The organism is Pseudomonas sp. BNK-45 (genome assembly GCF_047456255.1).
Lineage (GTDB): Bacteria > Pseudomonadota > Gammaproteobacteria > Pseudomonadales > Pseudomonadaceae > Aquipseudomonas.
Genome location: NZ_CP179909.1, coordinates 176,477 through 198,133 on the forward strand (window position 1 = coordinate 176,477; position 21,657 = coordinate 198,133).

The 21,657-nt window shown below is 62.2% G+C and carries 19 protein-coding genes; 3 read left to right on the forward strand and 16 right to left on the reverse strand.

The genetic code is table 11. The features are described from left to right. Positions 1-44 precede the first annotated feature (44 nt). From ACMGG8_RS00840 to ACMGG8_RS00895, 12 genes are all read right to left on the reverse strand, one after another. On the reverse strand, positions 45-1,979 hold the full coding sequence (locus tag ACMGG8_RS00840; RefSeq protein WP_060837265.1) for a methyl-accepting chemotaxis protein: 1,935 nt from the start codon (positions 1,977-1,979) through the stop codon (positions 45-47). Between the two features lie 139 nt (positions 1,980-2,118). Further along, positions 2,119-3,411, reverse strand: a complete 1,293-nt coding sequence (locus tag ACMGG8_RS00845; protein WP_414159018.1) for an adenylosuccinate synthase — start codon at positions 3,409-3,411, stop codon at positions 2,119-2,121. Positions 3,412-3,465: 54 nt separating this feature from the next. Further along, a complete protein-coding gene (locus tag ACMGG8_RS00850; protein WP_016965258.1) occupies positions 3,466-4,653 on the reverse strand; it encodes an ATP phosphoribosyltransferase regulatory subunit in 1,188 nt (395 codons plus the stop codon). A 292-nt stretch (positions 4,654-4,945) separates the two neighbouring features. After that, on the reverse strand, positions 4,946-5,815 hold the full coding sequence (hflC, locus tag ACMGG8_RS00855; protein ID WP_016965257.1) for a protease modulator HflC: 870 nt from the start codon (positions 5,813-5,815) through the stop codon (positions 4,946-4,948). After that, on the reverse strand, positions 5,815-6,993 hold the full coding sequence (gene hflK, locus ACMGG8_RS00860) for an FtsH protease activity modulator HflK (RefSeq protein ID WP_047283685.1): 1,179 nt from the start codon (positions 6,991-6,993) through the stop codon (positions 5,815-5,817). The genes hflC and hflK overlap by 1 nt, the downstream gene beginning before the upstream one ends. Before the next feature lie 96 nt (positions 6,994-7,089). Further along, positions 7,090-8,391 (reverse strand): ribosome rescue GTPase HflX, encoded by a 1,302-nt coding sequence (gene hflX, locus ACMGG8_RS00865; RefSeq protein ID WP_060842327.1) that lies wholly within the window; start codon positions 8,389-8,391, stop codon positions 7,090-7,092. A 12-nt stretch (positions 8,392-8,403) separates the two neighbouring features. Then, positions 8,404-8,664: an RNA chaperone Hfq gene (hfq, locus tag ACMGG8_RS00870; protein WP_007921378.1), complete on the reverse strand. Its 261-nt coding sequence runs from the start codon at positions 8,662-8,664 to the stop codon at positions 8,404-8,406. 92 nt (positions 8,665-8,756) lie between these two features. Continuing rightward, positions 8,757-9,728: a tRNA (adenosine(37)-N6)-dimethylallyltransferase MiaA gene (miaA, locus tag ACMGG8_RS00875; RefSeq protein ID WP_060842326.1), complete on the reverse strand. Its 972-nt coding sequence runs from the start codon at positions 9,726-9,728 to the stop codon at positions 8,757-8,759. Continuing rightward, complete coding sequence (gene mutL / locus ACMGG8_RS00880; protein WP_060837262.1) at positions 9,728-11,638, reverse strand: DNA mismatch repair endonuclease MutL; 1,911 nt, start codon at positions 11,636-11,638, stop codon at positions 9,728-9,730. The genes miaA and mutL overlap by 1 nt, the downstream gene beginning before the upstream one ends. Further along, complete coding sequence (locus tag ACMGG8_RS00885; RefSeq protein ID WP_197662855.1) at positions 11,635-13,062, reverse strand: N-acetylmuramoyl-L-alanine amidase; 1,428 nt, start codon at positions 13,060-13,062, stop codon at positions 11,635-11,637. The genes mutL and ACMGG8_RS00885 overlap by 4 nt, the downstream gene beginning before the upstream one ends. A 3-nt stretch (positions 13,063-13,065) precedes the next feature. Further along, positions 13,066-13,536: a tRNA (adenosine(37)-N6)-threonylcarbamoyltransferase complex ATPase subunit type 1 TsaE gene (gene tsaE, locus ACMGG8_RS00890; protein WP_060837261.1), complete on the reverse strand. Its 471-nt coding sequence runs from the start codon at positions 13,534-13,536 to the stop codon at positions 13,066-13,068. Continuing rightward, positions 13,524-14,384 (reverse strand): NAD(P)H-hydrate dehydratase, encoded by an 861-nt coding sequence (locus tag ACMGG8_RS00895; protein WP_414159019.1) that lies wholly within the window; start codon positions 14,382-14,384, stop codon positions 13,524-13,526. The genes tsaE and ACMGG8_RS00895 overlap by 13 nt, the downstream gene beginning before the upstream one ends. A gap of 63 nt (positions 14,385-14,447) precedes the next feature. Here ACMGG8_RS00895 and queG point away from each other — a divergent pair, with 63 nt between their 5' ends. Next, positions 14,448-15,527 carry a tRNA epoxyqueuosine(34) reductase QueG gene (gene queG, locus ACMGG8_RS00900; protein WP_060837259.1) on the forward strand — a complete coding sequence of 360 codons (1,080 nt, stop codon included), beginning with the start codon at positions 14,448-14,450 and terminating at the stop codon, positions 15,525-15,527. On the opposite strand, the gene ACMGG8_RS00905 is transcribed toward queG, so the two are convergent. Both ACMGG8_RS00905 and orn read right to left on the reverse strand, forming a co-directional pair. Continuing rightward, positions 15,509-16,123 carry a trimeric intracellular cation channel family protein gene (locus ACMGG8_RS00905; RefSeq protein WP_173655924.1) on the reverse strand — a complete coding sequence of 205 codons (615 nt, stop codon included), beginning with the start codon at positions 16,121-16,123 and terminating at the stop codon, positions 15,509-15,511. The two genes, queG and ACMGG8_RS00905, sit on opposite strands and share 19 nt — an antisense overlap. 117 nt (positions 16,124-16,240) lie before the next feature. After that, positions 16,241-16,783 (reverse strand): oligoribonuclease, encoded by a 543-nt coding sequence (gene orn / locus ACMGG8_RS00910; protein ID WP_007921399.1) that lies wholly within the window; start codon positions 16,781-16,783, stop codon positions 16,241-16,243. Positions 16,784-16,891: 108 nt separating this feature from the next. On the opposite strand from orn, the gene rsgA reads away from it, so the two are divergent. Further along, on the forward strand, positions 16,892-17,923 hold the full coding sequence (rsgA, locus tag ACMGG8_RS00915; RefSeq protein WP_016965247.1) for a small ribosomal subunit biogenesis GTPase RsgA: 1,032 nt from the start codon (positions 16,892-16,894) through the stop codon (positions 17,921-17,923). Between the two features lie 52 nt (positions 17,924-17,975). Here rsgA and motB read toward each other — a convergent pair whose 3' ends face one another. Both motB and motA read right to left on the reverse strand, forming a co-directional pair. Further along, on the reverse strand, positions 17,976-19,073 hold the full coding sequence (gene motB, locus ACMGG8_RS00920) for a flagellar motor protein MotB (RefSeq protein WP_414159020.1): 1,098 nt from the start codon (positions 19,071-19,073) through the stop codon (positions 17,976-17,978). A 3-nt stretch (positions 19,074-19,076) separates the two neighbouring features. After that, positions 19,077-19,928 (reverse strand): flagellar motor stator protein MotA, encoded by an 852-nt coding sequence (gene motA / locus ACMGG8_RS00925; RefSeq protein WP_060837257.1) that lies wholly within the window; start codon positions 19,926-19,928, stop codon positions 19,077-19,079. 166 nt (positions 19,929-20,094) lie between these two features. On the opposite strand from motA, the gene ACMGG8_RS00930 reads away from it, so the two are divergent. Next, on the forward strand, positions 20,095-21,633 hold the full coding sequence (locus ACMGG8_RS00930; protein ID WP_060837256.1) for an HDOD domain-containing protein: 1,539 nt from the start codon (positions 20,095-20,097) through the stop codon (positions 21,631-21,633). The last annotated feature ends 24 nt before the right edge of the window (positions 21,634-21,657 follow it).

Here is a 21,657-nt window from a genome sequence, read left to right on the forward strand (position 1 = left end):
CGACTCCTGCGCAACGGTGCAGGAGCCGGCTTATCAGCGAAGCATCAGGCGCGGAACTGGCCGAGACTGGCCTTGAGCTGCGCCGCCAGGCTGTCCAGCACCTTGCCACTGGCCGTGGTTTCCACCACCGCCTGGGCCGCCCGCTCGGCCTGGGCATGGATGGTTTCCACCCGCCCACGCACCGCTTGCGCGCCTTGAGCCTGATGGGCCGCGGCCTGGGTGGCCAGGCCAATGGCGGCATGTACCTGTTCGACCGAAGACTGCACCGTCTGCTGCAGGCGAGCACTGTCACGCAGCACCAGCAAGCCCTCGCTGGCCTGACGCCCAGCCTGACCAATGGCCGCCACCGCCTCCCGCGCGCCCTGCTGCAGCGCGCCGATATGGGCCTGGATGTCGCCAGTGGAGCTCTGGGTCTTGCTGGCCAGGGCTCGCACCTCATCCGCCACGACGGCAAACCCGCGCCCGGTCTCACCGGCGCGCGCCGCTTCGATCGCCGCATTCAGCGCCAGCAGGTTGGTCTGCTCGGCAATGCCATGAATCACCGTCAGCACCACCTCGATCTGCTCGCTCTGCTGCGCCAGGCGCTCGATCACCTTGGCCCCGGTATCCACCTGCCCGGCCAAGGCCTCGATGAGGTTGCCGACCTGCTCGGAGGTACGGGTGTTCTCGTCAGTGGCCTGACGGATCTCCACCACCTGCTGCAGCGCCGCCTGCATCGCCTGGCTTTCCGCCTGGGCTTCATCAGCCATCTGCGACAGCGCCCGCAGGCTTTCCGCCACCTCGTCGCGCTGCGCTTCGGCCGCCGCATCCGCCCCGGCATTACGCAGGCTCATGGCGCCGATCTCGACACCGGTACGCTGCGCCACATCCCCCGCCTCACGCACGATGGGCTGCAACTTATCCACAAAGCGATTCACCGCCGAGGCCATGTCGCCGATCTCATCATTGCTGTTGAGCGGCACACGCTTGGTCAGATCCCCCTCGCCTGCTGCCAAGTCATTGAGGGCGGAAATCAACAGGTGCAACTTGTTCACCACGCGCCGCCCCAGCACCACCGCCAGCAACAGCAGCAGAGCCAGCCCCACCAGCGCCAGGCCCACGCCAATCTGCCAGCGCAGCGTCGCTGCCGCCTCTTGCACCGTGCTGGTGGTATTGGCCTGCATCTGCGCGGCAGTGGCCTGGGCCGACTGCAAGCGTGAACGCATGGCCGCCGAACTGTCGGCAGAAGCCCCCTTGAGACTGTCGCCGACCAACTGGTCACTGCTGGCGATCAATGCCCCAAAACGCTGATCCAGGGCGGCAATATCCGCTTCCACAGAAGCCGTGGACACCCCCATCAGCACCTTGCCGATCTCAACCCCATTAGGGTTGATCGATGCCTCCAGGTAGTAGACCGAAGGATCGTTCTTGGCCGCATCCAGCACCTTGTCCAAGGCCCGATCGCCCTTGCCCTTCTCCAGCAGGGCCTTGTTGATCGGATTCTCGCGGTTCAGGTAACGCGTCAGGTGTTCACCCGCAGCATCGTCATAAACCACGAACAACACGTTGGGATTACGCTGAGCACGTCGTGCGAACTCGGACAAAGTCGGCACATCACTGTCCCACATGGCACGAGGCGCCACGGAGGCCAGCAACTGAGCCATGTCATTGGCAGAGTCCTTCAGGTCCTTTTCCAGGGCCGCACGCAGTTGCACCTGCTCTTCCTTGAGACGGGAAGACAGGCCCGCGGTCAGACGCTGACGGGTGCTGCTGGACAGGCTTTCCAGGCTGGAAGTGACTTCCTTGCCTGCCTGCTCAAGTTCGCCAGACAACTTCTGGCTATCGACACCCAAACGCGAAGCCAGATCGGCCTCCAGGGCAGTCACCGTGCTCCGAGTCAGGGCAACAGCGAGCACTACCTGCACCAAAAGGGCGATACCGAGGGTAACGAACACAGGCCGCAGTAAACGGCTTTGTAACAGTGAGAGAACGGCCGACACAGGAAATCCCTCTACTTTTGACGCCATTATTCTGATGGCACTCTAGAAGTGGATTTCACAGCAAGGGTCGTGCCGCGCGGCGAGCAGAAACGACAAAGGGCCCCATCAAGGGCCCTTTGGTTTTTACATCAACGACTTATCAAGCGAACGGATGGCGCAGAACGATGGTTTCGTTGCGGTCCGGACCTGTCGAAATAATGTCGATCGGCGCGCCGACCAGCTCTTCGATGCGCTTGATGTAGGCCTGGGCGGCGGCAGGCAGCTCTTCCAGGGTCTTGGCGCCCAAGGTCGATTCGCTCCAGCCCGGCATCTGCTCGTACACCGGCTCCAGGCCAATGTAGCTGTCGGCGTCGGTCGGCGCGTCGATGACTGCACCATCCTGGTTCTTGTAGCCGACACAGATGTTGATGGTTTCCAGGCCGTCCAGCACGTCCAGCTTGGTCAGGCACAGGCCCGAGATGCTGTTGACGTCGATGGCGCGACGCAGGATCACGGCGTCGAACCAGCCGCAACGACGGGCACGACCGGTAGTAGCGCCGAACTCGTGGCCACGCTTGGCCAGGAACGCACCGACGTCATCGAGCAGTTCAGTCGGGAATGGACCCGAACCCACGCGAGTGGTGTAGGCCTTGGTGATGCCCAGGATGTAGTCCAGGTACATCGGGCCCACGCCCGAACCGGTGGCGATGCCGCCGGCGGTGGTGTTGGAACTGGTGACGTACGGGTAGGTACCGTGGTCAATGTCCAGCAGCGAGCCCTGGGCACCTTCGAACATGATGTCCTTGCCGGCGCGGCGCAGTTGGTGCAGCTCGGCGGTGACGTCGAGCATCATCGGCTTGAGCAGCTCGGCGTACTCCATGCATTCGTCCAGAGTCTTCTGGAAGTCGATGGCCGGCTCTTTGTAGTAATTGACCAGGACGAAGTTGTGGTAGTCCAGCAACTCGCCCAGCTTGGCGGCGAAACGCTCGCGGTGGAACAGATCACCGATGCGCAGGCCACGACGGGCAACCTTGTCTTCGTAAGCCGGGCCGATGCCGCGACCGGTGGTACCGATCTTCTGCTCGCCACGGGCCTTCTCGCGAGCCTGGTCCAGGGCTACGTGGTAGGACAGGATCAGCGGGCAGGAAGGGCTGATGCGCAGACGCTCGCGCACCGGCACGCCTTTCTCTTCCAGCTTGACGATTTCACGCATCAAGGCGTCCGGTGCTACCACCACGCCGTTACCGATCAGGCACTGCACGCCTTCGCGCAGCACGCCGGACGGAATCAGGTGCAGCACGGTCTTCTCACCGTCGATCACCAGGGTGTGGCCAGCGTTGTGGCCACCTTGGTAGCGCACTACGGCGGCGGCATGTTCGGTCAGCAGATCAACGATCTTGCCTTTGCCCTCATCACCCCACTGGGTGCCCAGGACTACGACATTCTTACCCATAACACTTGTCCTCATTCGCGCAAACTTGGTGCCGGCAGCCGCCGGCAGGAAAACTCAAGAAGCCAGCGGCAATACTTGCCAAAGCCCATTCTGCTGAATCAATTGCCGGTCGCAGTCCGCTTCACGGGCGGCGGCCAAAGGTTGTCCAGGCAACGCCTGAACGACACGCTGACCCTCACTGCGCAACTGGCAGACGGTCTGCCAGAGTGCCGCGTCAGTGCTGTCAGGCATCCAGATACCGCCGGACGGTAGCTCGACTTCAGCACGCCCCAGGGTCACCAGGGTTTTCAAATCGGTGGAGAAACCGGTCGCCGGACGGGCACGTCCGAAGTCCGCGCCGATGTCATCGTAACGACCGCCCTGGGCAATGGATTGACCCACGCCCGGCACGAACACCGCGAACACCACACCGGTGTGGTAGTGGTAACCACGCAGCTCGCCCAGATCGAAGTACAGCGGCAAATCAGGGAAACGCACCGACAAGCGCTCGGCAATCGTCAGCAACTCATCCAGTGCCAGCAGCACCGAAGTCGGTGCGCCAGCCAGGCGGCGACGGGCATCACTCAATACTTCGCGACTGCCGCACAACTCCACCAGGGAGCGCAGCATGTCGGCCAGATCGGCGGGCAGGCCCTGGGTCAGGCTGATGACTTCATCGATCGCCTTGCGCTGCAGGGCATCGAACAATTGTTGCTCTACGGCACCGGACAGACCGGCCGCCTGAGCCAGGCCACGGTAGATACCCACATGCCCCAGATCCATGTGCACATCCGGCACATCGGCCAGTTGCAGCATGGCCAGCATCAGGCTGATGACCTCGACGTCGCTGCTTGGGCTGGCATCGCCATACAACTCGGCGCCCAGCTGGATCGGGCTGCGCGAGGACGACAAGGCTCGGGGCTGCGCATGCAGCACGCTGCCGGCGTAGCACAGGCGGCTCGGCCCTTCGCGACGCAGAGTGTGAGCGTCGATACGCGCCACCTGTGGCGTGATGTCGGCACGGAAACCCATCTGCCGGCCCGATTGCGGGTCGATGACCTTGAAGGTGCGCAGATCCAGGTCCTGGCCGGCGCCCGTCAACAGGGATTCCAGGTATTCGATATGGGGAGTAACGACGAACTCGTAACCCCAGCTCTGAAACAGATCCAACACCTGACGACGCGCTACTTCAATGCGCGCCGCTTCCGGCGGCAATACTTCTTCGATGCCATCTGGCAGCAGCCAGCGGTCTACCGTTGCCATTACGCCATTCCCCTATGGTCCGGGCGGCAAGCCTTCGGCCAGCCTTAGAGTGAAGCAGAAAACAGTCGCATCCGACGCGAGCTCAGCCGGACAGGCAGCCAGAAATCAGCTGTACAGACCATTTTCCTCGAAAAATCTTACCGGGCTCTTGAACGAACCACGGCCAATCAAAGATGCAGACGCAAAAAAGCCGGGAATTTCCCGGCTGCCGCATCATACACCCGTTTTACCAAAGGATCACCCCGCGAGGCATTTTAGCCGCCCGGCGGGGTGTTCCCGGATCAGGGCCTGATCAAGGCTTGGACTTTTCCAGATAGTGGAAAAAGTCGCTGCTTGGGTCCAGGACCATGACGTCGGATTTGTTCGCGAAGCTTTCACGGTAGGCACGCAGGCTACGATAGAACGCGTAGAACTCCTGATCCTGACCGTAGGCCTTGGCATAGATCGCCGCCGCCTGGGCATCGCCATCACCGCGCACTTCTTCGGACTCGCGATAGGCTTCAGCCAGCAACACACGCCGCTGACGATCAGCGTCGGCACGAATGCCTTCCGCCAGCTCGTTACCCTTGGCCCGGTGCTCGCGAGCCTCACGCTCACGCTCGGTGCTCATGCGCTCGAACACGCTGCGGTTCACTTCCTTCGGCAGATCGATCGCCTTGACCCGGACATCGACCACTTCGATACCCAGTTCCTTCTCGGCCATCTTGTTCAGCGAAGCGGTGATATCCGCCATCAGCGCGTCACGCTCGCCGGAAACCACTTCATGCAGGGTGCGCTTACCAAACTGGTCACGCAGGCCCGATTCCAGGCGACGAGAAAGACGCTCGTCGGCGATCTGCTTGAGACCGGATGTGGCGGTGTAGAAGCGCTCGGCATCCTTGACCCGCCACTTGGCGTAGGCATCCACCATCACGGCTTTCTTTTCCAGAGTCAGGAAGCGCTGCGTCGGTGCATCCAGGGTCATCAGGCGCGCGTCGAACTTACGCACCTGGTTCACGTAGGGCACTTTCACATGCAGGCCAGGCTGGACATCGGCCTGGACCACACGACCGAACTGCAGCAACACCGCACGCTCGGTCTGAGCGACGATGTAGAAGCTGTTCCAGGCAACCACCGCCACGACAACACCCACGATCAGGGCGATCAGCGATTTATTGCTCATCAGCGACTCTCCCTAGAACGCGTCTGCTGCTGTTGCTGCATATGATCAGCCGCAGCGCGCGCGTTCGCTTCATTGCTGGCCGCAGAAGCCGAGCCCGTTACCGGAGCAGCGCCGCTACGACCACTGTCGATCATCTTGTCCAGCGGCAGGTAGAGCAGGTTGTTCTGCCCACCCTTGCTGCCGGTCACCAACACCTTGCTGGTGTTGCTGAAGACTTCCTGCATGGTGTCCAGGTACAGGCGCTGACGGGTGACTTCAGGAGCCTTGCGGTATTCGGCAACCAGCTTGGTGAAACGATCTGCCTCACCCTTGGCCCGAGAAACCACTTCGTCGCGATAACCGTTGGCGTCCTCGAGGATGCGCTGAGCCTGACCGCGAGCCTCCGGCACTACGCCGTTGGCATAGGTTTCAGCCTGGTTGCGCGAGCGCTGTTCATCTTCACGGGCACGGATCACGTCGTCGAAGGCTTCCTGCACTTCACGCGGTGCAGCTGCGCTCTGTACGTTCACCTGAGTCACGGTGATACCGGTGCGGTAGTTGTCGAGGAAACGCTGCAGACGCTCCTTGATCTCGCTGGCCATCAATTCACGGCCTTCAGTCAGCACCTGGTCCATGGCGGTTGAACCCACCACATGGCGCAGGGCGCTGTCAGTCGCATGCTGCAGGCTGATTTCCGGCTGATCCACGTTCAGCACGAAGTCCTGCAGGTTGCTGATCTTGTACTGCACGGTCAGCGGCACTTCGACGATGTTCTCGTCCTCGGTGAGCATCTGCCCCTGCTTGGTATAGGCACGCTCGCGCGTGACGTTTTCCATGTACTTGCGATCGATCGGCGGGAAGTAGATGTTCAGACCCGGGCCGACGGTTTCGTAGTATTTGCCGAAGCGCAGCACCACGGCCTGCTCCTGCTCATCGACTACATAAACCGCGCTGTACAGCCACACGGCCGCCAGCACGACAAGACCAATACCCAGCAAGCCGAAACCACCGCCCTTGCCGGAGCTACCGCCGTCATCACCACGTTTCTTACCACCACCGAACAACCCATTCAGGCTTTCCTGCAGCTTACGGAAGGCCTCGTCGAGATCTGGTGGCCCCTTGCGATCGCCATTATTGCGGCGCTTACCACCCCAAGGGTCCTGATTATTCGAGTTGCCACCCGGCTCATTCCAAGCCATAGCGCTCTCCATCTGATAAAGCAAAGACGCACCCACGGCGCGCCGACCAATGCTACAGAATGCCTGCTACAGCGGCACAACCGCTTGCCCAGGCTTTTATTGCAAAGTGTGTTGCTCGATGAATTCCGACGGCTGCAAACCTTCGCGACTGACCAGCCGATTCAACTCGGCCCGCGGCAGGCGAACGGCCAGCAAACTGACACCCTCGTCGTCATGATCTTCTTTCTGCACAGCGTTCAACTGAAAAAACTGTGCTCGCAGTCGAGCAAAACGTTGAGGCAAGCGCAAGGTGCCCACGAACAAATCTTCACCCAGCAGTTCCGCGATGGCCTGCTTGAGCAGATCCAGCCCCTGGCCGTCACGGGCCGACAGCCAGACTCGCTGCGGCTTGCCGTCCGGATCGCGCTGGATCTGCGGCTCCACACCCTCGAGCAAATCGAGTTTGTTATAGACCTCCAGGATCGGCAAGTCTTGAGCCCCGATCTCGCCCAGCACCACCATCACCTGCTCGATCTGGGCAGTACGCTCGGGTTCATGCGCATCGATCACGTGCAGCAGCAGGTCGGAGTTGCTGGACTCTTCGAGGGTAGCTCGAAATGCCTCCACCAGCTTATGCGGCAGGTGACGAATGAATCCCACGGTATCGGCCAATACAATCGGCCCCAGGTCATCCAGCTCCAAGCGGCGCAAAGTCGGATCGAGGGTAGCGAACAGCTGGTCGGCGGCGAACACATCGGAAGCGGTGACAGCATTGAACAACGTGGACTTGCCAGCGTTGGTATAGCCCACCAGCGACACCGAAGGAATGTCGGCACGTTTGCGGCCACGGCGGGCCTGCTCACGTTGACTGCGAACCTTTTCCAGGCGCGCCTTGATTTGCCGCAGACGCACTCGCAGCAGGCGCCGGTCGGTTTCCAACTGGGTTTCACCCGGACCGCGCAGACCGATACCGCCTTTCTGCCGTTCAAGGTGAGTCCAGCCACGGACCAGCCGCGTGCTCATGTGCTCAAGCTGGGCCAGTTCAACCTGGAGCTTGCCTTCATGGGTGCGCGCACGCTGAGCGAAGATATCGAGAATCAGGCCCGTGCGATCAATCACGCGACACTCGAATACACGTTCGAGGTTACGTTCCTGACTGGGCGTGAGGATGTGATTGAAAATCACCAGGTCTACCTGTTCGGCTTTGACCAGGTCGCGCAATTCCTCGACCTTGCCGCTGCCAACCAGGTATTTGGCGGTTGGCCGATGACGCGGCACGCTAACAAACGCGACGGTCTCGGCGCCGGCCGATAATGCCAGCTCCTGAAACTCCTGCGGATCTTCGCGCGCCTCAGGGTCCTGACCATCCAAGTGAACGAGAATGGCCCGTTCACCACCACCGTGGCGCTCAAAGAACAAAGGAGACTCCTATCAGGCGTTACCTGGCTCAGCGTCACCCTGTTCGGATTCGGATGCACTAGGCAGACGAATTGGGCGAACCGGAACCACTGTAGAGATAGCGTGCTTGTAAACCATTTGGCTGACGGTGTTTTTCAGCAGGATGACGAACTGGTCAAAGGACTCGATCGTGCCTTGCAGTTTGATTCCGTTAACCAGATAGATGGATACCCCAACTTTCTCTTTACGCAATGTATTCAAGTAAGGGTCTTGTAGCGAATGCCCTTTTGACATGTGCCGCACTCCTTTAAGGATCAATAATAAAAATCGGAAAACAGATAGCTAAAACCGTCACACCCCCAAGGATAGACGGCAATTGCAAGGACTCAGCTCAATATGGAGATCGTCCCTAAGTATTTCAAGGCGCGTGGCAGATTGTCGCAATCCAGGCTGTCCAACCATTGCAGGTCAGCCCAACTGCGTAACCAGGTGAACTGCCGCTTCGCCAATTGGCGCGTGGCGATGATGCCCCGCTCCTGCATTTCAGCTGACGTCAGTTTGCCATCCAGGTAATCCCAGACTTGGCGGTAGCCCACAGCACGTATAGACGGCAACCCGGCGTGCAGGTCACTTCTGGAGCGCAGAGCTACGACCTCATCAATGAATCCCTGTTCCAACATTTGTGTGAATCTTTGTGCAATACGCTGGTGCAGTACCTGACGATTCGCCGGAGCGATGGCCAGATTGGCGACAGTATAGGGCAATTGACCGCGTCCCGATGCGCCTGCTTCAGTACTTTGCGCCAATTGACGCTGACGATGAGCGGTCATCGTCAGCCCACTGACCCGATAGACTTCCAGTGCCCGAGTCAGACGCTGGGGATCATTGGGATGGATCCTGGCGGCCGACTCCGGATCCACCGCCGCCAACTGATCATGCAGCGCCTGCCATCCCAGACGCCGGGCCTCTTCTTCAAGCTCGGCCCGCACCTGAGGGTCCGCCGGCGGCATGTCCGCCAGACCTTCGAGCAGCGCCTTGTAGTACAGCATGGTGCCGCCCACCAGCAGCGGAATCTTGCCCCGCGCGGTGATATCGGCCATCGCCGCCAGGGCATCGGTCCGAAAGTCCGCCGCTGAATAGCTTTCTGCGGGATCGAGAATGTCGATCAGGCGATGGGGATATTGCGCCAGCAATTCCCTGGAAGGCTTGGCGGTGCCGATGTCCATGCCGCGATAGACCAGCGCCGAGTCGACACTGATCAACTCGCAAGGCAGCACCTTGCTCAGCTCGATGGCCAGATCGGTCTTGCCCGCAGCGGTCGGGCCCATGAGGAAAATCGCTGGAGGAAGCTGAGTCATCAACGGCCGCGCAGAAAGAGTTTGTCCAAATCGTCCAGACCCAATTGGGTCCAGGTCGGTCGACCATGATTGCACTGGCCACTGCGCTCGGTATTTTCCATATCCCGCAGCAAGCCGTTCATTTCTGCCACGGCCAGACGCCGATTGGCGCGAATGGCACCGTGACAGGCCATGGTCCCCAGCAGCTCGTTGAGATGAGCCTGGATCCGGTCGCTGGTGCCGTACTCCATCAGATCCGCAAGCACATCGTGCACCAGGCGATTGGCTTCGGCCTGCTTCAGCAGCGCCGGAATCTGCCGGATCGCCAGGGACTCGGGCCCCAGGCGTTGCAACTCAAAGCCCAGCCGCTGAAACCAGGCGGCATGCTCTTCCGCGCAATCGGCTTCACGCTGGCTGACGGCAATCGACTCCGGCACCAGCAGCGGCTGACCACTCAGGCCTTCGCTGGCCATCGCCACTTTCAAGCGTTCGTACATGATCCGCTCATGGGCGGCATGCATATCCACCAACACCAGGCCCAACGCATTCTCCGCAAGGATATAGATGCCCTTGAGCTGGGCCAGGGCGTAGCCCAGAGGCGGAATGTCCTCCTGCCCTTCCGGCAGGGTGGTGGCCGCCGCACCGGGCAGCGGGGCAAAGAATTCGCGATAGACGCCCTGGGATTCCGCCGCCGGCAATACCGGCTGGGGACGCGGCGTGTACTGGTACTGATAGCCGCTGCCGGCCGCGGAACCCGGAGCGCTGAAACCCGGCTGGGACTGCGGCTGCTCCAGGGCCAGGTTCGCGGCAAGGCGCATTTCGCCTTGCGGTCCGAACTCACCGGCCTCGATACCGGTCGGGCGCACGATACCGGCCACCGCTGCCGGCGCCGCCAATTGATCTTCGGGGCGCACATCCCCCAGGGCTCGGTGCAAGGTGCCATACAGGAAGTCGTGGACCATGCGCCCATCGCGGAAGCGCACTTCGTGCTTGGTCGGGTGCACGTTGACGTCGACCGCCGACGGATCGACCTCGAAAAACAGCACAAAAGTCGGATGCCGCCCGTTGAACAGCACATCGCGATAAGCCTGGCGAACCGCGTGGGCTACCAGTTTGTCCCGCACCGCACGACCGTTGACGTAGAAATACTGCAAGTCCGCCTGACTGCGGGAGAAGGTTGGCAACCCCACCCAGCCCCATAGATGCAGGCCATTGCGCTCGACCTCGATGGGCAGCGCCTGCTCCAGGAAGCCCGAACCGCAAACCGCCGCCACACGCCGGGCGCGAGCCGCGTCGTCCTTGGCTTCGTGCAGGCTGAGGATACTTTTGCCGTTGTGGCGCAAGTGAAAAGCCACATCGAAGCGCGCCAGGGCCAGGCGCTTGATCACCTCCTGCAGGTGATCGAACTCGGTTTTCTCGGCCTTGAGGAACTTGCGCCGCGCCGGTGTATTGAAGAACAGGTCGCGCACTTCCACCGAAGTACCCACCGGATGGGCCGCCGGTTGAACCCGCGGCGCCATGTCCCGACCTTCGGTTTCCACTTGCCAGGCCTGCTCGGCATCCCGGGTCCGCGACGTCAGGGTCAGGCGCGCCACGGAACTGATGGAGGCCAGGGCCTCGCCCCGGAACCCCAGGCTCATTACCCGCTCCAGGTCTTCCAGGTCACGGATCTTGCTGGTGGCGTGCCGTGCCAGAGCCAACGGCAGGTCGTCGGAGGAGATACCGCCTCCGTCATCGCGGACCCGCAACAGCTTGACCCCAGCCTGTTCGACATCCACATCGATGCGCTTGGCGCCGGAGTCCAGGCTGTTTTCCAACAGTTCCTTGATCACCGAGGCAGGGCGCTCGACAACCTCGCCTGCTGCAATCTGGTTGGCCAGCCGCGGACTGAGCAGCTCGATGCGCGCGCCGCTGATTACCGAATCACTCATTCCTTGGCCGCCAATTCTGTACCGGGGATGGTCAGGACCTGGCCCACTTTCAACTCATCGCTTTTCAGATTGTTGGCACTGCGCAGGGTGGCCGCCGACACCTGATAGCGCACGGCGATCATGGCCAGGGTTTCTCCGGGGTTGACCCGGTGATCACGAGGTCCCTGGGCGATCTTGCCGGAGTCCCGCAGCCAGGCAATGTAAGTGCCCGGTGGCGGATTCTGCTGGAAGAACTGCCGCACGCCGCTGCTGATGGAGCGCGCCAGGGCCTGCTGATGACTGGCGGTGGCCAGCTTCGAGGCTTCATTGGAATTGGAGATGAAGCCGGTTTCCACCAGGATCGATGGAATATCCGGCGACTTGAGCACCATGAACCCGGCCTGCTCCACCCGCTGCTTGTGCAAGGGCGTGACCCGGCCAATGTTGTTCAGGACTTTCTGCCCCACATTCAGGCTCGAAGTCAGCGACGCAGTCATCGACAGGTCCAGCAGCACCCCGGCCAGCATCCGGTCCTTGTCATCGAGGCTGACGTTACCGGCCCCGCCAATCAGGTCGGAGCGGTTTTCACTGTCCGCCAGCCAGCGGGCGGTTTCCGAGGTGGCGCCGCGTTCGGACAGAGCGAACACAGAAGCACCAAAGGCGGCAGCCGAAGGCGCGGCGTCGGCGTGAATCGAGACGAACAGGTCTGCACCCTTCTTCCGCGCAATCTCGGTACGTCCACGCAACGGGATGAAGTAGTCGCCAGTCCGGGTCAGCTCGGCGCGGAAGCCCTTGAGGCCATTGACCTGGCGCTGCAACTCGCGGGCGATGGCCAGCACCACATCCTTCTCGTGCTGACCACGAGAGCCGGATGCGCCCGGATCTTCACCGCCGTGACCGGCATCGATCACCACGATGATGTCGCGCTTGCCGGCCGGCGCCGGAGGCAGCTTGATCGCCGGTTCAGCAGGCGTGACCGGCACGGCGGGCACGGTGGTCACTGTCGGTGGCGGGGCAGCAGGCGGCGCCGCGTCGGATGGATTGTCGAACAGATCGACCACCAGGCGATTGCCGTACTGCGCGTTGGGCGCCAGGGTGAAGCTTTTCGGTGTAACGGCCTTTTTCAGGTCGATGACCACCCGCAAATCGCTGGGGGTACGCTGCGCCGAGCGCATGGCCGTAATGGGGGTGTTGGCCGTGGCGACATTCAGCGGGCCACCGAGGGTCGCACCATTGATATCGATGACCAGACGATCCGGGGCCGTCAGGGTGAAGACGCTGTGCTGAACCGGGCCAGACAGGTCGAAGACCAGTCGCGTGTTATCCGGTGCCCGCCACAGGCGGACGCTGCGAACCTGTGTAGCGGCCACAGCATCGACGGCCAATGCCGTAAGCAACAGTCCTACGACAGCAACCAACGCGCGAATGCGCATACCTAACCCCATCAATTATTTGAATTCCAACGCCAAAGCGGCACACCAGGACTCGCCTCGCGAGCCTTGAGACAACAGATGCACAGAACGCCCATTGTTATGCGGGGTAATGGTAATGGTCAGGTCAGGCTTTGGCAAAAAGCCTGCACCCTTCTGGGGCCACTCCAAAAGGCACAGCGCATCGCCTTCGAAGTAGTCGCGGATGCCCAGAAATTCCAGCTCCTCCGGGTCCACCAAACGATACAGATCGAAGTGAAAGGCCCTCACCGCGCCTATCTCGTAGGGCTCCACCAGGGTGAAGGTCGGGCTCTTCACCGCCCCTGCATGCCCCAGCCCGCGGATGATCCCTCGGGACAAGGTGGTTTTACCCGCCCCCAGGTCGCCCTCAAGAAAAATCACCCCCACCCCCTGGGTGACCTGAGCAATGCGTGCACCAAATTCCACCATGGCCTGCTCGTCGGCCAGAAAAAGGGTTAACTCAGACACGGTGATTGCTCCTCCAACAACTGACGAATGGCTGGAATCAGATCACTGGCCGCCAGCCCACGGCCCAATTTGCCTTGTTGCTCGCCGGCGCTGGCATGCAGCCAGACACCCAGGCAAGCCGCATCGAACGCCGACAGCCCCTGCGCCAGCAACGCACCGATCAGCCCCGCGAGTACATCCCCCAGCCCCGCGGTCGCCATCGCCGGGTGCCCGGCATCACAGCGCGCCAGCTGCCCATCGGGACCGGCGATCAAGCTGCCGGCGCCCTTGAGCACCGCAACCGCCGCATATTTTGCGCTCAAGGCCCGGGCCGCCGCCGGCCGATCGGCCTGAACCGCCGCGTTGGTCAGGCCCAGCAGACGAGCCGCCTCACCAGGATGGGGCGTGATCACACTGCCAGCTGGCAGTTGCAGCTCGCCTTGCGCCAGCAGGTTCAAGGCATCGGCATCCCAGACTTGAGGCAAGGGTGCATTGGCCGCCGCGGACAACAGACTGCGTCCCCACGCCCCCTGCCCCAGCCCCGGGCCGACCACCAACACCGACGCCTTGGCCAGCAGCCCCATCAACTGGTTGGCCGAATGAGTGCCCTGGGTCATGACTTCCGGCAGGCGCGCCAGCGCAGCCGCCACGTGCTCGCTGCGGGTCGCCAGGGAAACCATCCCCGCGCCACTGCGCAAGGCACTTTCCGCGCTCAACAACGCGGCGCCGGCCAAACCGCGGTCGCCGCCGATCAGCAACAGATGGCCGAACTGGCCCTTATGGGCATCCACAGGCCGGCCGTTCAAGCGCGGCAAATGACCGCCAGTCAGCAACTGAACGTCAGGTAATGGGTGTTTTGTCTGCGGCATGCGTCTCAGGGCTCCGATGTCTGGCAGAATTATACGCACCTCAGCCCCGGTTTCTCTCGCCTCATGCCCGCTATTACCCAGGATCTTCCCGCTCTCGCCCAATCGATCAAGGACTGGGGCCGCGAACTGGGCTTTCAGCAAGTCGGCATCAGCGGCCTGGACCTGGCCGAGCACGAACAGCACCTGGAGCGCTGGCTCGCCGCCGGCTACCACGGCGAGATGGATTACATGGGCGCCCACGGCAGCAAGCGCTCCCATCCCGAACAACTGGTGCCCGGCACCCTGCGCGTGGTTTCGCTGCGCATGGACTACCTGCCTGGCGACACCCAGATGGCCCAGCGCCTGGCCCAGCCTTCCAAGGCCTATGTCTCGCGCTACGCCCTGGGCCGCGACTACCACAAGCTGATTCGCAAGCGCGTACAGCAGTTGGCCGAGCGCATCCAGCAAGCCATAGGTCCGTTCGGCTATCGCGCCTTCGTCGACAGCGCGCCGGTCCTGGAAAAAGCCATCGCCGAACAGGCCGGGCTCGGCTGGATCGGCAAGAACACCCTGGTACTCAATCGCAAGGCCGGCAGCTACTTCTTCCTCAGCGAACTGTTCGTCGACCTGCCGCTACCGGTGGACGAGCCTCACGCCAGTGAGCATTGCGGGCGCTGCACCGCCTGCCTGGACATCTGTCCGACCAACGCCTTCGTCGGCCCCTACGTGCTGGACGCGCGACGCTGCATTTCCTACCTGACCATCGAACTGAAAAACGCCATTCCCGAAGAGCTGCGCCCGCTCATCGGCAATCGGGTATTCGGCTGTGACGACTGCCAGATCGTCTGTCCCTGGAACCGCTTCGCCCGGACCTCGGCAGAAGGCGACTTCAAGCCCCGGCATAACCTGGACAACGCCGAACTGGCAGAGCTGTTCATGTGGGATGAGGACAAGTTCCTCAGCAGCACCGAGGGCTCGCCCCTGCGCCGCGCCGGTTACGAGCGCTGGCTACGCAACCTGGCCGTGGGCCTGGGCAACGCACCGTCGAGCATTCCCGTGCTGGAAGCGCTCAAGGCCCGGCAGGACCACCCCTCGGAACTGGTACGCGAACACGTGGAATGGGCCCTGGCGCAGCACGCCAACCGTCAGTGTTCGTCGTTGTAGACGAACTTGGGCATTTCCCAGTGGAAACGGATCGCCAGCAGCCGCAATAGGAAGCCGCCGAACAGGGTGATCAGGATCGACTGCTCGCTCGGCAACTGCAGATAAATGCACAGCATGTAGCACCAGGCCGCGGCGAACGACACGCTGGCATACAGCTCACGGCGGAAAATCAGCGGAATGTCGTTGCAGAAGATATCCCGGAGGATGCCGCCAAAGACCCCGGTGATCACCCCACTGACCGACGCCACCAGCATGCCGTGGCCCATTTCCAGGGCGGTCATGCAGCCGATCAGGGTAAAGGCCACCAGGCCCACGGCGTCGAGCACCAGAAACAGCGAACGCAGATGACGCATCAAGGGCGCGATAAAGATCGTCACCAAGGCCGCCACCGAGGTCAGAACCAGGTACTCCGGGTGCTTGACCCAGGTCAGCGGGTAATGGCCGAGCAACACGTCGCGCACCGAACCACCACCCAACGCGGTGACACAGGCGATCAGCACCACGCCGAACCAGTCCATGCCGCGGCGGCCGGCAGACAGGGCGCCGGTCATGGCTTCGGCGGTAATGGCGATCAGATAAAGCATCAACAGCATGATGGCGGTCCTTACAAGAAGGCGCGCAGTCTACTCAGTTGAGGCGAGCACCAAAAGAGGGCGGGTACGGGCGCCGAATGGCATCGCGCGCCCGTTCGCCGGCAAGCCGGCTCCTGAAGGTCAGAGCTTGATGAAGTGCTTGCGGTAGTGCTGAAGCTCGGCAATGGACTCGCGGATGTCGTCCAGGGCCAGGTGGGTGCTGCCTTTCTTGAAGCTGTCGCGCACGTCCGGAGCCCAGCGCGCGGCCAGTTCCTTGAGGGTCGAGACATCCAGGTTGCGGTAGTGGAAGTAGCTTTCCAGGGCCTTCATGTGGCGATAGAGGAAGCGCCGATCCTGGCAGATGCTGTTGCCACAGATCGGCGACTTGCCCTTGGGCACCCATTGTTCGAGGAAGGCAATGGTCTGGGCTTCGGCTTCGGCCATGCTGATACGGCTTTCGCGCACGCGCTGGGTCAGGCCGGAACCACCGTGCTGGCGGGTGTTCCATTCATCCATGCCGGCGAGAATCTCGTCGCTCTGGTGAATGGCGATGACTGGTCCTTCAGCCAAGGTGTTGAGGTTGCTGTCGGTGACAATGGTCGCCATCTCGATGATGACGTCGGTGTCGGGGTTCAGACCGGTCATTTCCAGATCGATCCAAATCAGGTTCTGCGGGTTTTGCATGGGAGGGCTCCTCGGCGTAGTTGCGCAGTTTAGCCTAGAGGACCCGCCCGGCGTGCTAAACTCGCCGCCGCTTTACCCAACCGCCGTAATTATCGACACGGAACACCAATGGCCAAACGCCAGCTCAATCGTCGCCAAAACTGGCGCATCGAAAAGATTCAGGGTGAGCGCGCTGCCCGCGCCGCCAAACGCGAGTCCTCTGCCGTTGAGGCGCTCGAAGGTGGCGACCTGGGCCCGGAACAGACCGGCCTGGTCATCGCCCACTTCGGCGTACAGGTCGAGGTCGAGGCGCGCGAAGGCGAGCTGGCCGGCCAGGTGTTCCGCTGCTATCTGCGGGCCAACCTGCCGGCACTGGTGACCGGCGATCAGGTGGTCTGGCGTGCCGGCAATCAAGGGATCGGCGTGATCGTCGCGCAACTGCCGCGCAGCACCGAGCTGTGCCGCCCGGACAGCCGCGGCCAGCTCAAGCCGGTCGCCGCCAACGTCGACATGATCGTGATCGTGTTCGCGCCCATGCCCGAGCCCCACGCCAACCTCATCGACCGCTACCTGGTGGCTGCCGAACACGCCGGCATCCGCCCCTTGCTGCTACTGAACAAGGCCGACCTGATCGACGAGCAGAACGCCCCGGCGCTCAACGCCTTGCTCGCGGTCTATCGCCAGCTGGGCTATCCGCTGCTGGAAGTCTCGGCGCACCACGGCGACGGCATGGAGCAACTGCAGGCCTTGCTCGACGGCCGCATCAGCGTGTTCGTGGGCCAGTCGGGGGTGGGCAAGTCCTCCCTGGTCAACAGCCTGCTGCCGGAAGTCGAAACCCGGGTCGGGCCGTTGTCGGAGTTTTCCGGGCAGGGCACCCATACCACCACCACCGCGCGCCTGTTCCACTTCCCCGGCGGCGGCGAACTGATCGACTCGCCCGGTATCCGCGAATTTGGCCTGGGGCATGTCAGCCGCGCCGACGTCGAGGCCGGCTTCATCGAGTTCAATGACCTGCTGGGCACCTGCCGCTTCCGCGACTGCAAGCACGATCGCGAGCCGGGCTGCGCTTTGCTCAAGGCCCTGGAAGACGGGCGCATCCAGCAACAACGGATGAACAGCTACCGCTCGATTCTCGCCAGCCTGCCCGACAGCAGCTACTGACCCCTGCGCTCCAGACACGAAAAGGCCGCGAAGATCGCGGCCTTTTCGTTGCTTACCTGGCGCTTCCCGGCGTCGCCGGGGGTGCCGCTGGCTGAGGTGCCGGCGCCGCCGGTTTGCCAGCGGGGGCCTGACCCGCAGCCCCCTGTTCATCCATCTTCAGCACACCGTCCTCAAAGATGTTCAGACGCTGGCGCACCTCGTGAGCCGGCAGCGGTTCGCTGCCCGGCGGCAAGGCATGGGGATCGGCCGGTACTTCTCCGGGAGCCCCGCTGCCCTGAGTCGGTGCCGGCACCTGAGGATCCACCTGTTCGCCCTCGATGGCACGCTGGGCCTTCTTGGTCAGCACCACAATGTCGATCCGCCGGTTGACCGGGTTGAGCGGGTTCTTGCGATCGAACAGCGCCGAGGAGGCAAAACCCACCACCCGAGCCACTTGCGGATCAGGGTAACCACCGGCCACCAATGCCCGACGCGCAGCGTTGGCACGGTTGGCGGACAGCTCCCAGTTGCCGAACTCGCCACTGCCGGCATAAGGCGTGGCATCGGTGTGACCGCTGATGCTGATCTTGTTCGGCACCGCCTTGATGGTGTCGGCCATGGCCAGCAGGATGTCCTCGAAATACGGCTTCAGGCGGGCGCTGCCGGAGTCGAACATCGGCCGGTTCTCGGCGTCCATGATCTGAATCCGCAAGCCGTCCGGCGTGATCTCGAAGAGAATCTGGTCCTTGAACTTCTGCAACTGGGGATTCTCTTCGACCTTGTTCTGCAGCTCTTGCAGCAACAGTTCGAGACGCTCGCGCTCCACCTGCTCGGCCATGCCTTCCACTTGCTCGGCATCCACCGTGACCTTGTCCGGCTGCGGCTGGGACTTGACCTCGGGGTTGAGGGTGTTTTCCGGAGCCAGCTGTGGAGAGCCGCCCAGGTCGATGATGTAGGGCGTGCCGCTTTCCGAGAAGCCGATCGGGTCCTTGAAGTAACCGGCGATGGCGATCTTCTGTTCCGGGGTCGCGGTGGACAGCAGCCACAACACCAGGAAGAACGCCATCATCGCCGTGGCGAAGTCGGCGAAGGCGATTTTCCAGGCGCCTCCGTGATGCCCGCCAGCAAAGCGCTTGACGCGCTTGATGATAATCGGCTGATTATTTTCCATGACTTAGCGACCGCGAACCGCTTGTTCCAGCTCGGCGAAGCTAGGACGGTGGGCCGGATACAGGACCTTGCGCCCGAATTCCACCGCCAGCGAAGGCGGAACGCCGGAAGCGGAAGCTACCAGGGACGCCTTGATGGCTTCGTAGACATTGAGTTCTTCCTTGGCGTCGTGGGACAGCGAAGTCGCCAGGGGGCCGAAGAAACCATAGGCCGCCAGAATACCGAAGAAGGTACCGACCAGCGCCGCACCTACGTGCAGACCAATGGACTTCTGGTCGCCCTCGCCCAGGGACGCCATGGTCACCACGATCCCCAGTACCGCCGCCACGATACCGAAGCCGGGCATGGCATCGGCGATCCCGGTGACCGCGTGGGATGGATGCTCGAGGTCTTCCTTGAGACTGAACAGCTCCATGTCGAACAAGCCTTCGAGCTCGTGGGGCGCCATGTTGCCGGAGGACATGATCCGCAGGTAGTCACAGATGAACGCCGTCATGCGTTCATCTTTCAGCACTGCCGGATACTTGGCGAAGATCGGACTGGCCGCGGCGTCTTCGATATCACCCTCGATCGCCATCATGCCTTCGCGGCGGCTCTTGTTGAGGATCTCGTAGATCAGGCCCAGCACTTCCAGATAGAAAGTGTGGGTGAAACGCGAACTGAACATGCCCAGGGATTTTTTCACGACGTGCATCGTCATGTAGCCCGGGTTGGCCTGCAGGAACGCGCCGAAGGCCGCGCCACCGATGATCATGACCTCGAAGGGCTGGATCAGGGCAGCGATTTTGCCGTGAGAGAGCACGTATCCGCCGAGCACGCTCGCGAATACGACGATGATGCCGATAATTTTAGCCATAGGTAGGAGAGTACTTATTGAGTCGGGTTCAAGGTCATATTCGGAAGTTCTTAAAACTCTTCTTCTACTTATCGGCAAAACTGCGCCAGACTATAGCCAGTTAAGGCGAAAAGCCAGTTTGGCCCGCTCTGGGCGTGTTCAAAGCAGACGATGATTGCGCCCAACCATGTCTAATGAAACCAACGTCCCACATTCCCCGCCTACCTCTCTCGACGCCTGGCTAAAGCTGCTCAGTGGCGTGCGCCTGCCCGTGCCGCAAGCCAGCCATGATCGGGTGTGCAAAGCCATCGCCAACAACCGCAGTTCACTGCGGGATATCGCCGACCTGATGCAGAACAGCCCGGCGCTGGCCCTGAGCGTGATCCGCGAAGCCAATCGGCATTCTCACGGCAGCATGAGCGAACCGGCGGAAAACCTGGAAGTCGCGGTCAACCGCCTGGGCCTCAAGCGCACCGAAGAACTGCTGGAGCAGTTGCCGACCCTGCCCGAGGAAAAGATCCCCAAGGAGCTGCGGCAACTGCAACTGATCAGCCAGCACGCCACCCAGCAAGCCAACGGCTTTTTTGCCGGGCGCCTGGCGCGGCTGTGGCAGGACATTCACTGGGGTAGCCTGCTGTTCCTCTCGCCACTGTGGGCCATGGCGCTGGTCTATCCCAAGCTCATGGAAGAGTGGGAGCTGCGGGTCATCTATAAGCATGAGTCGGCACGCAAGGTGGAGATGCAGCTGTTCGGCGTGCCACTGATGGAGCTGTGCCAGGCGCTGGTGCAGGTCTGGCACTTGCCGATCTGGGTGCAGCAGGGTTACCGCCTGCTGACCCGTGAGCGACGTCAACTGGCCAAGGCCATGCTGATCGCCCGGGACAACGAGCATCCCCTGCGCCAGCAGCAGCGCCTGGACGCCGATCCGGAACTGCAGCGCTGGCTGAACCAGCCGGCCAACTGCGTCTTGCTGGCCAACGGCCTGGCCCTGGCGGCACAACACTCCTGGAACAACCCCCACGGCCGACGCTGGCAGAACCTCACCGGCCTCTACTTGCAGATGCCGATCGCCCAGGTCCAGCAACAGCTGCACCAGCAGGCCGCAACCAGCGCCCGCAATGACAGCCAGCCCGACCTCTGGCATCCGGCCCAGGCCCTGCTCTGGCCATGGGACGCGCGCCGCCTGCACAGCGGCGAACAGCCCGCGCCGGCACCCACGGCCGAAGAACTGGCCAAGTGGCGCAAGGCCTGCAGCGAACTGCTGCTCGAACAAAGCCCCTTTACCAATGCCGTGCATCTGACCAGCTTTGCCAGGGACGCGCTGGTGGCATGCGGCATGCGTCGGGTGCTGCTGCTCATGGTCGACCGCAGCCTCAGTCATCTGCGGGTACAACAGTTATACGGTCTGCCCAAGGAGGCTGCGGGCCTGACGCTGCACACCCAACAGAGTTCGCTGCTACAGCGCTTGCTGGAAAAATCCGCCCAGGTGCGCCTGACACCGGCCAACAATGCACAGTACTCCTCCCACCTGCCGGGACAATTGCGCCAGCTGTTCCGCGGCGACCACCTGCTGCTGCGCTCGCTGTCCTGCAACGGTCGGGTACTGATGCTGGTAATCGCCGACCAAGGCGGCGTGCCGTTCTCGGAAATCAGTGTCCAGGCATTCGGCAAGACCGCTCAGTGCATCGAAAAAGCCTTGCACAGCTTTACCAACCGCAGCCAATGACGCTTGCGCTACAATCCCACCCTT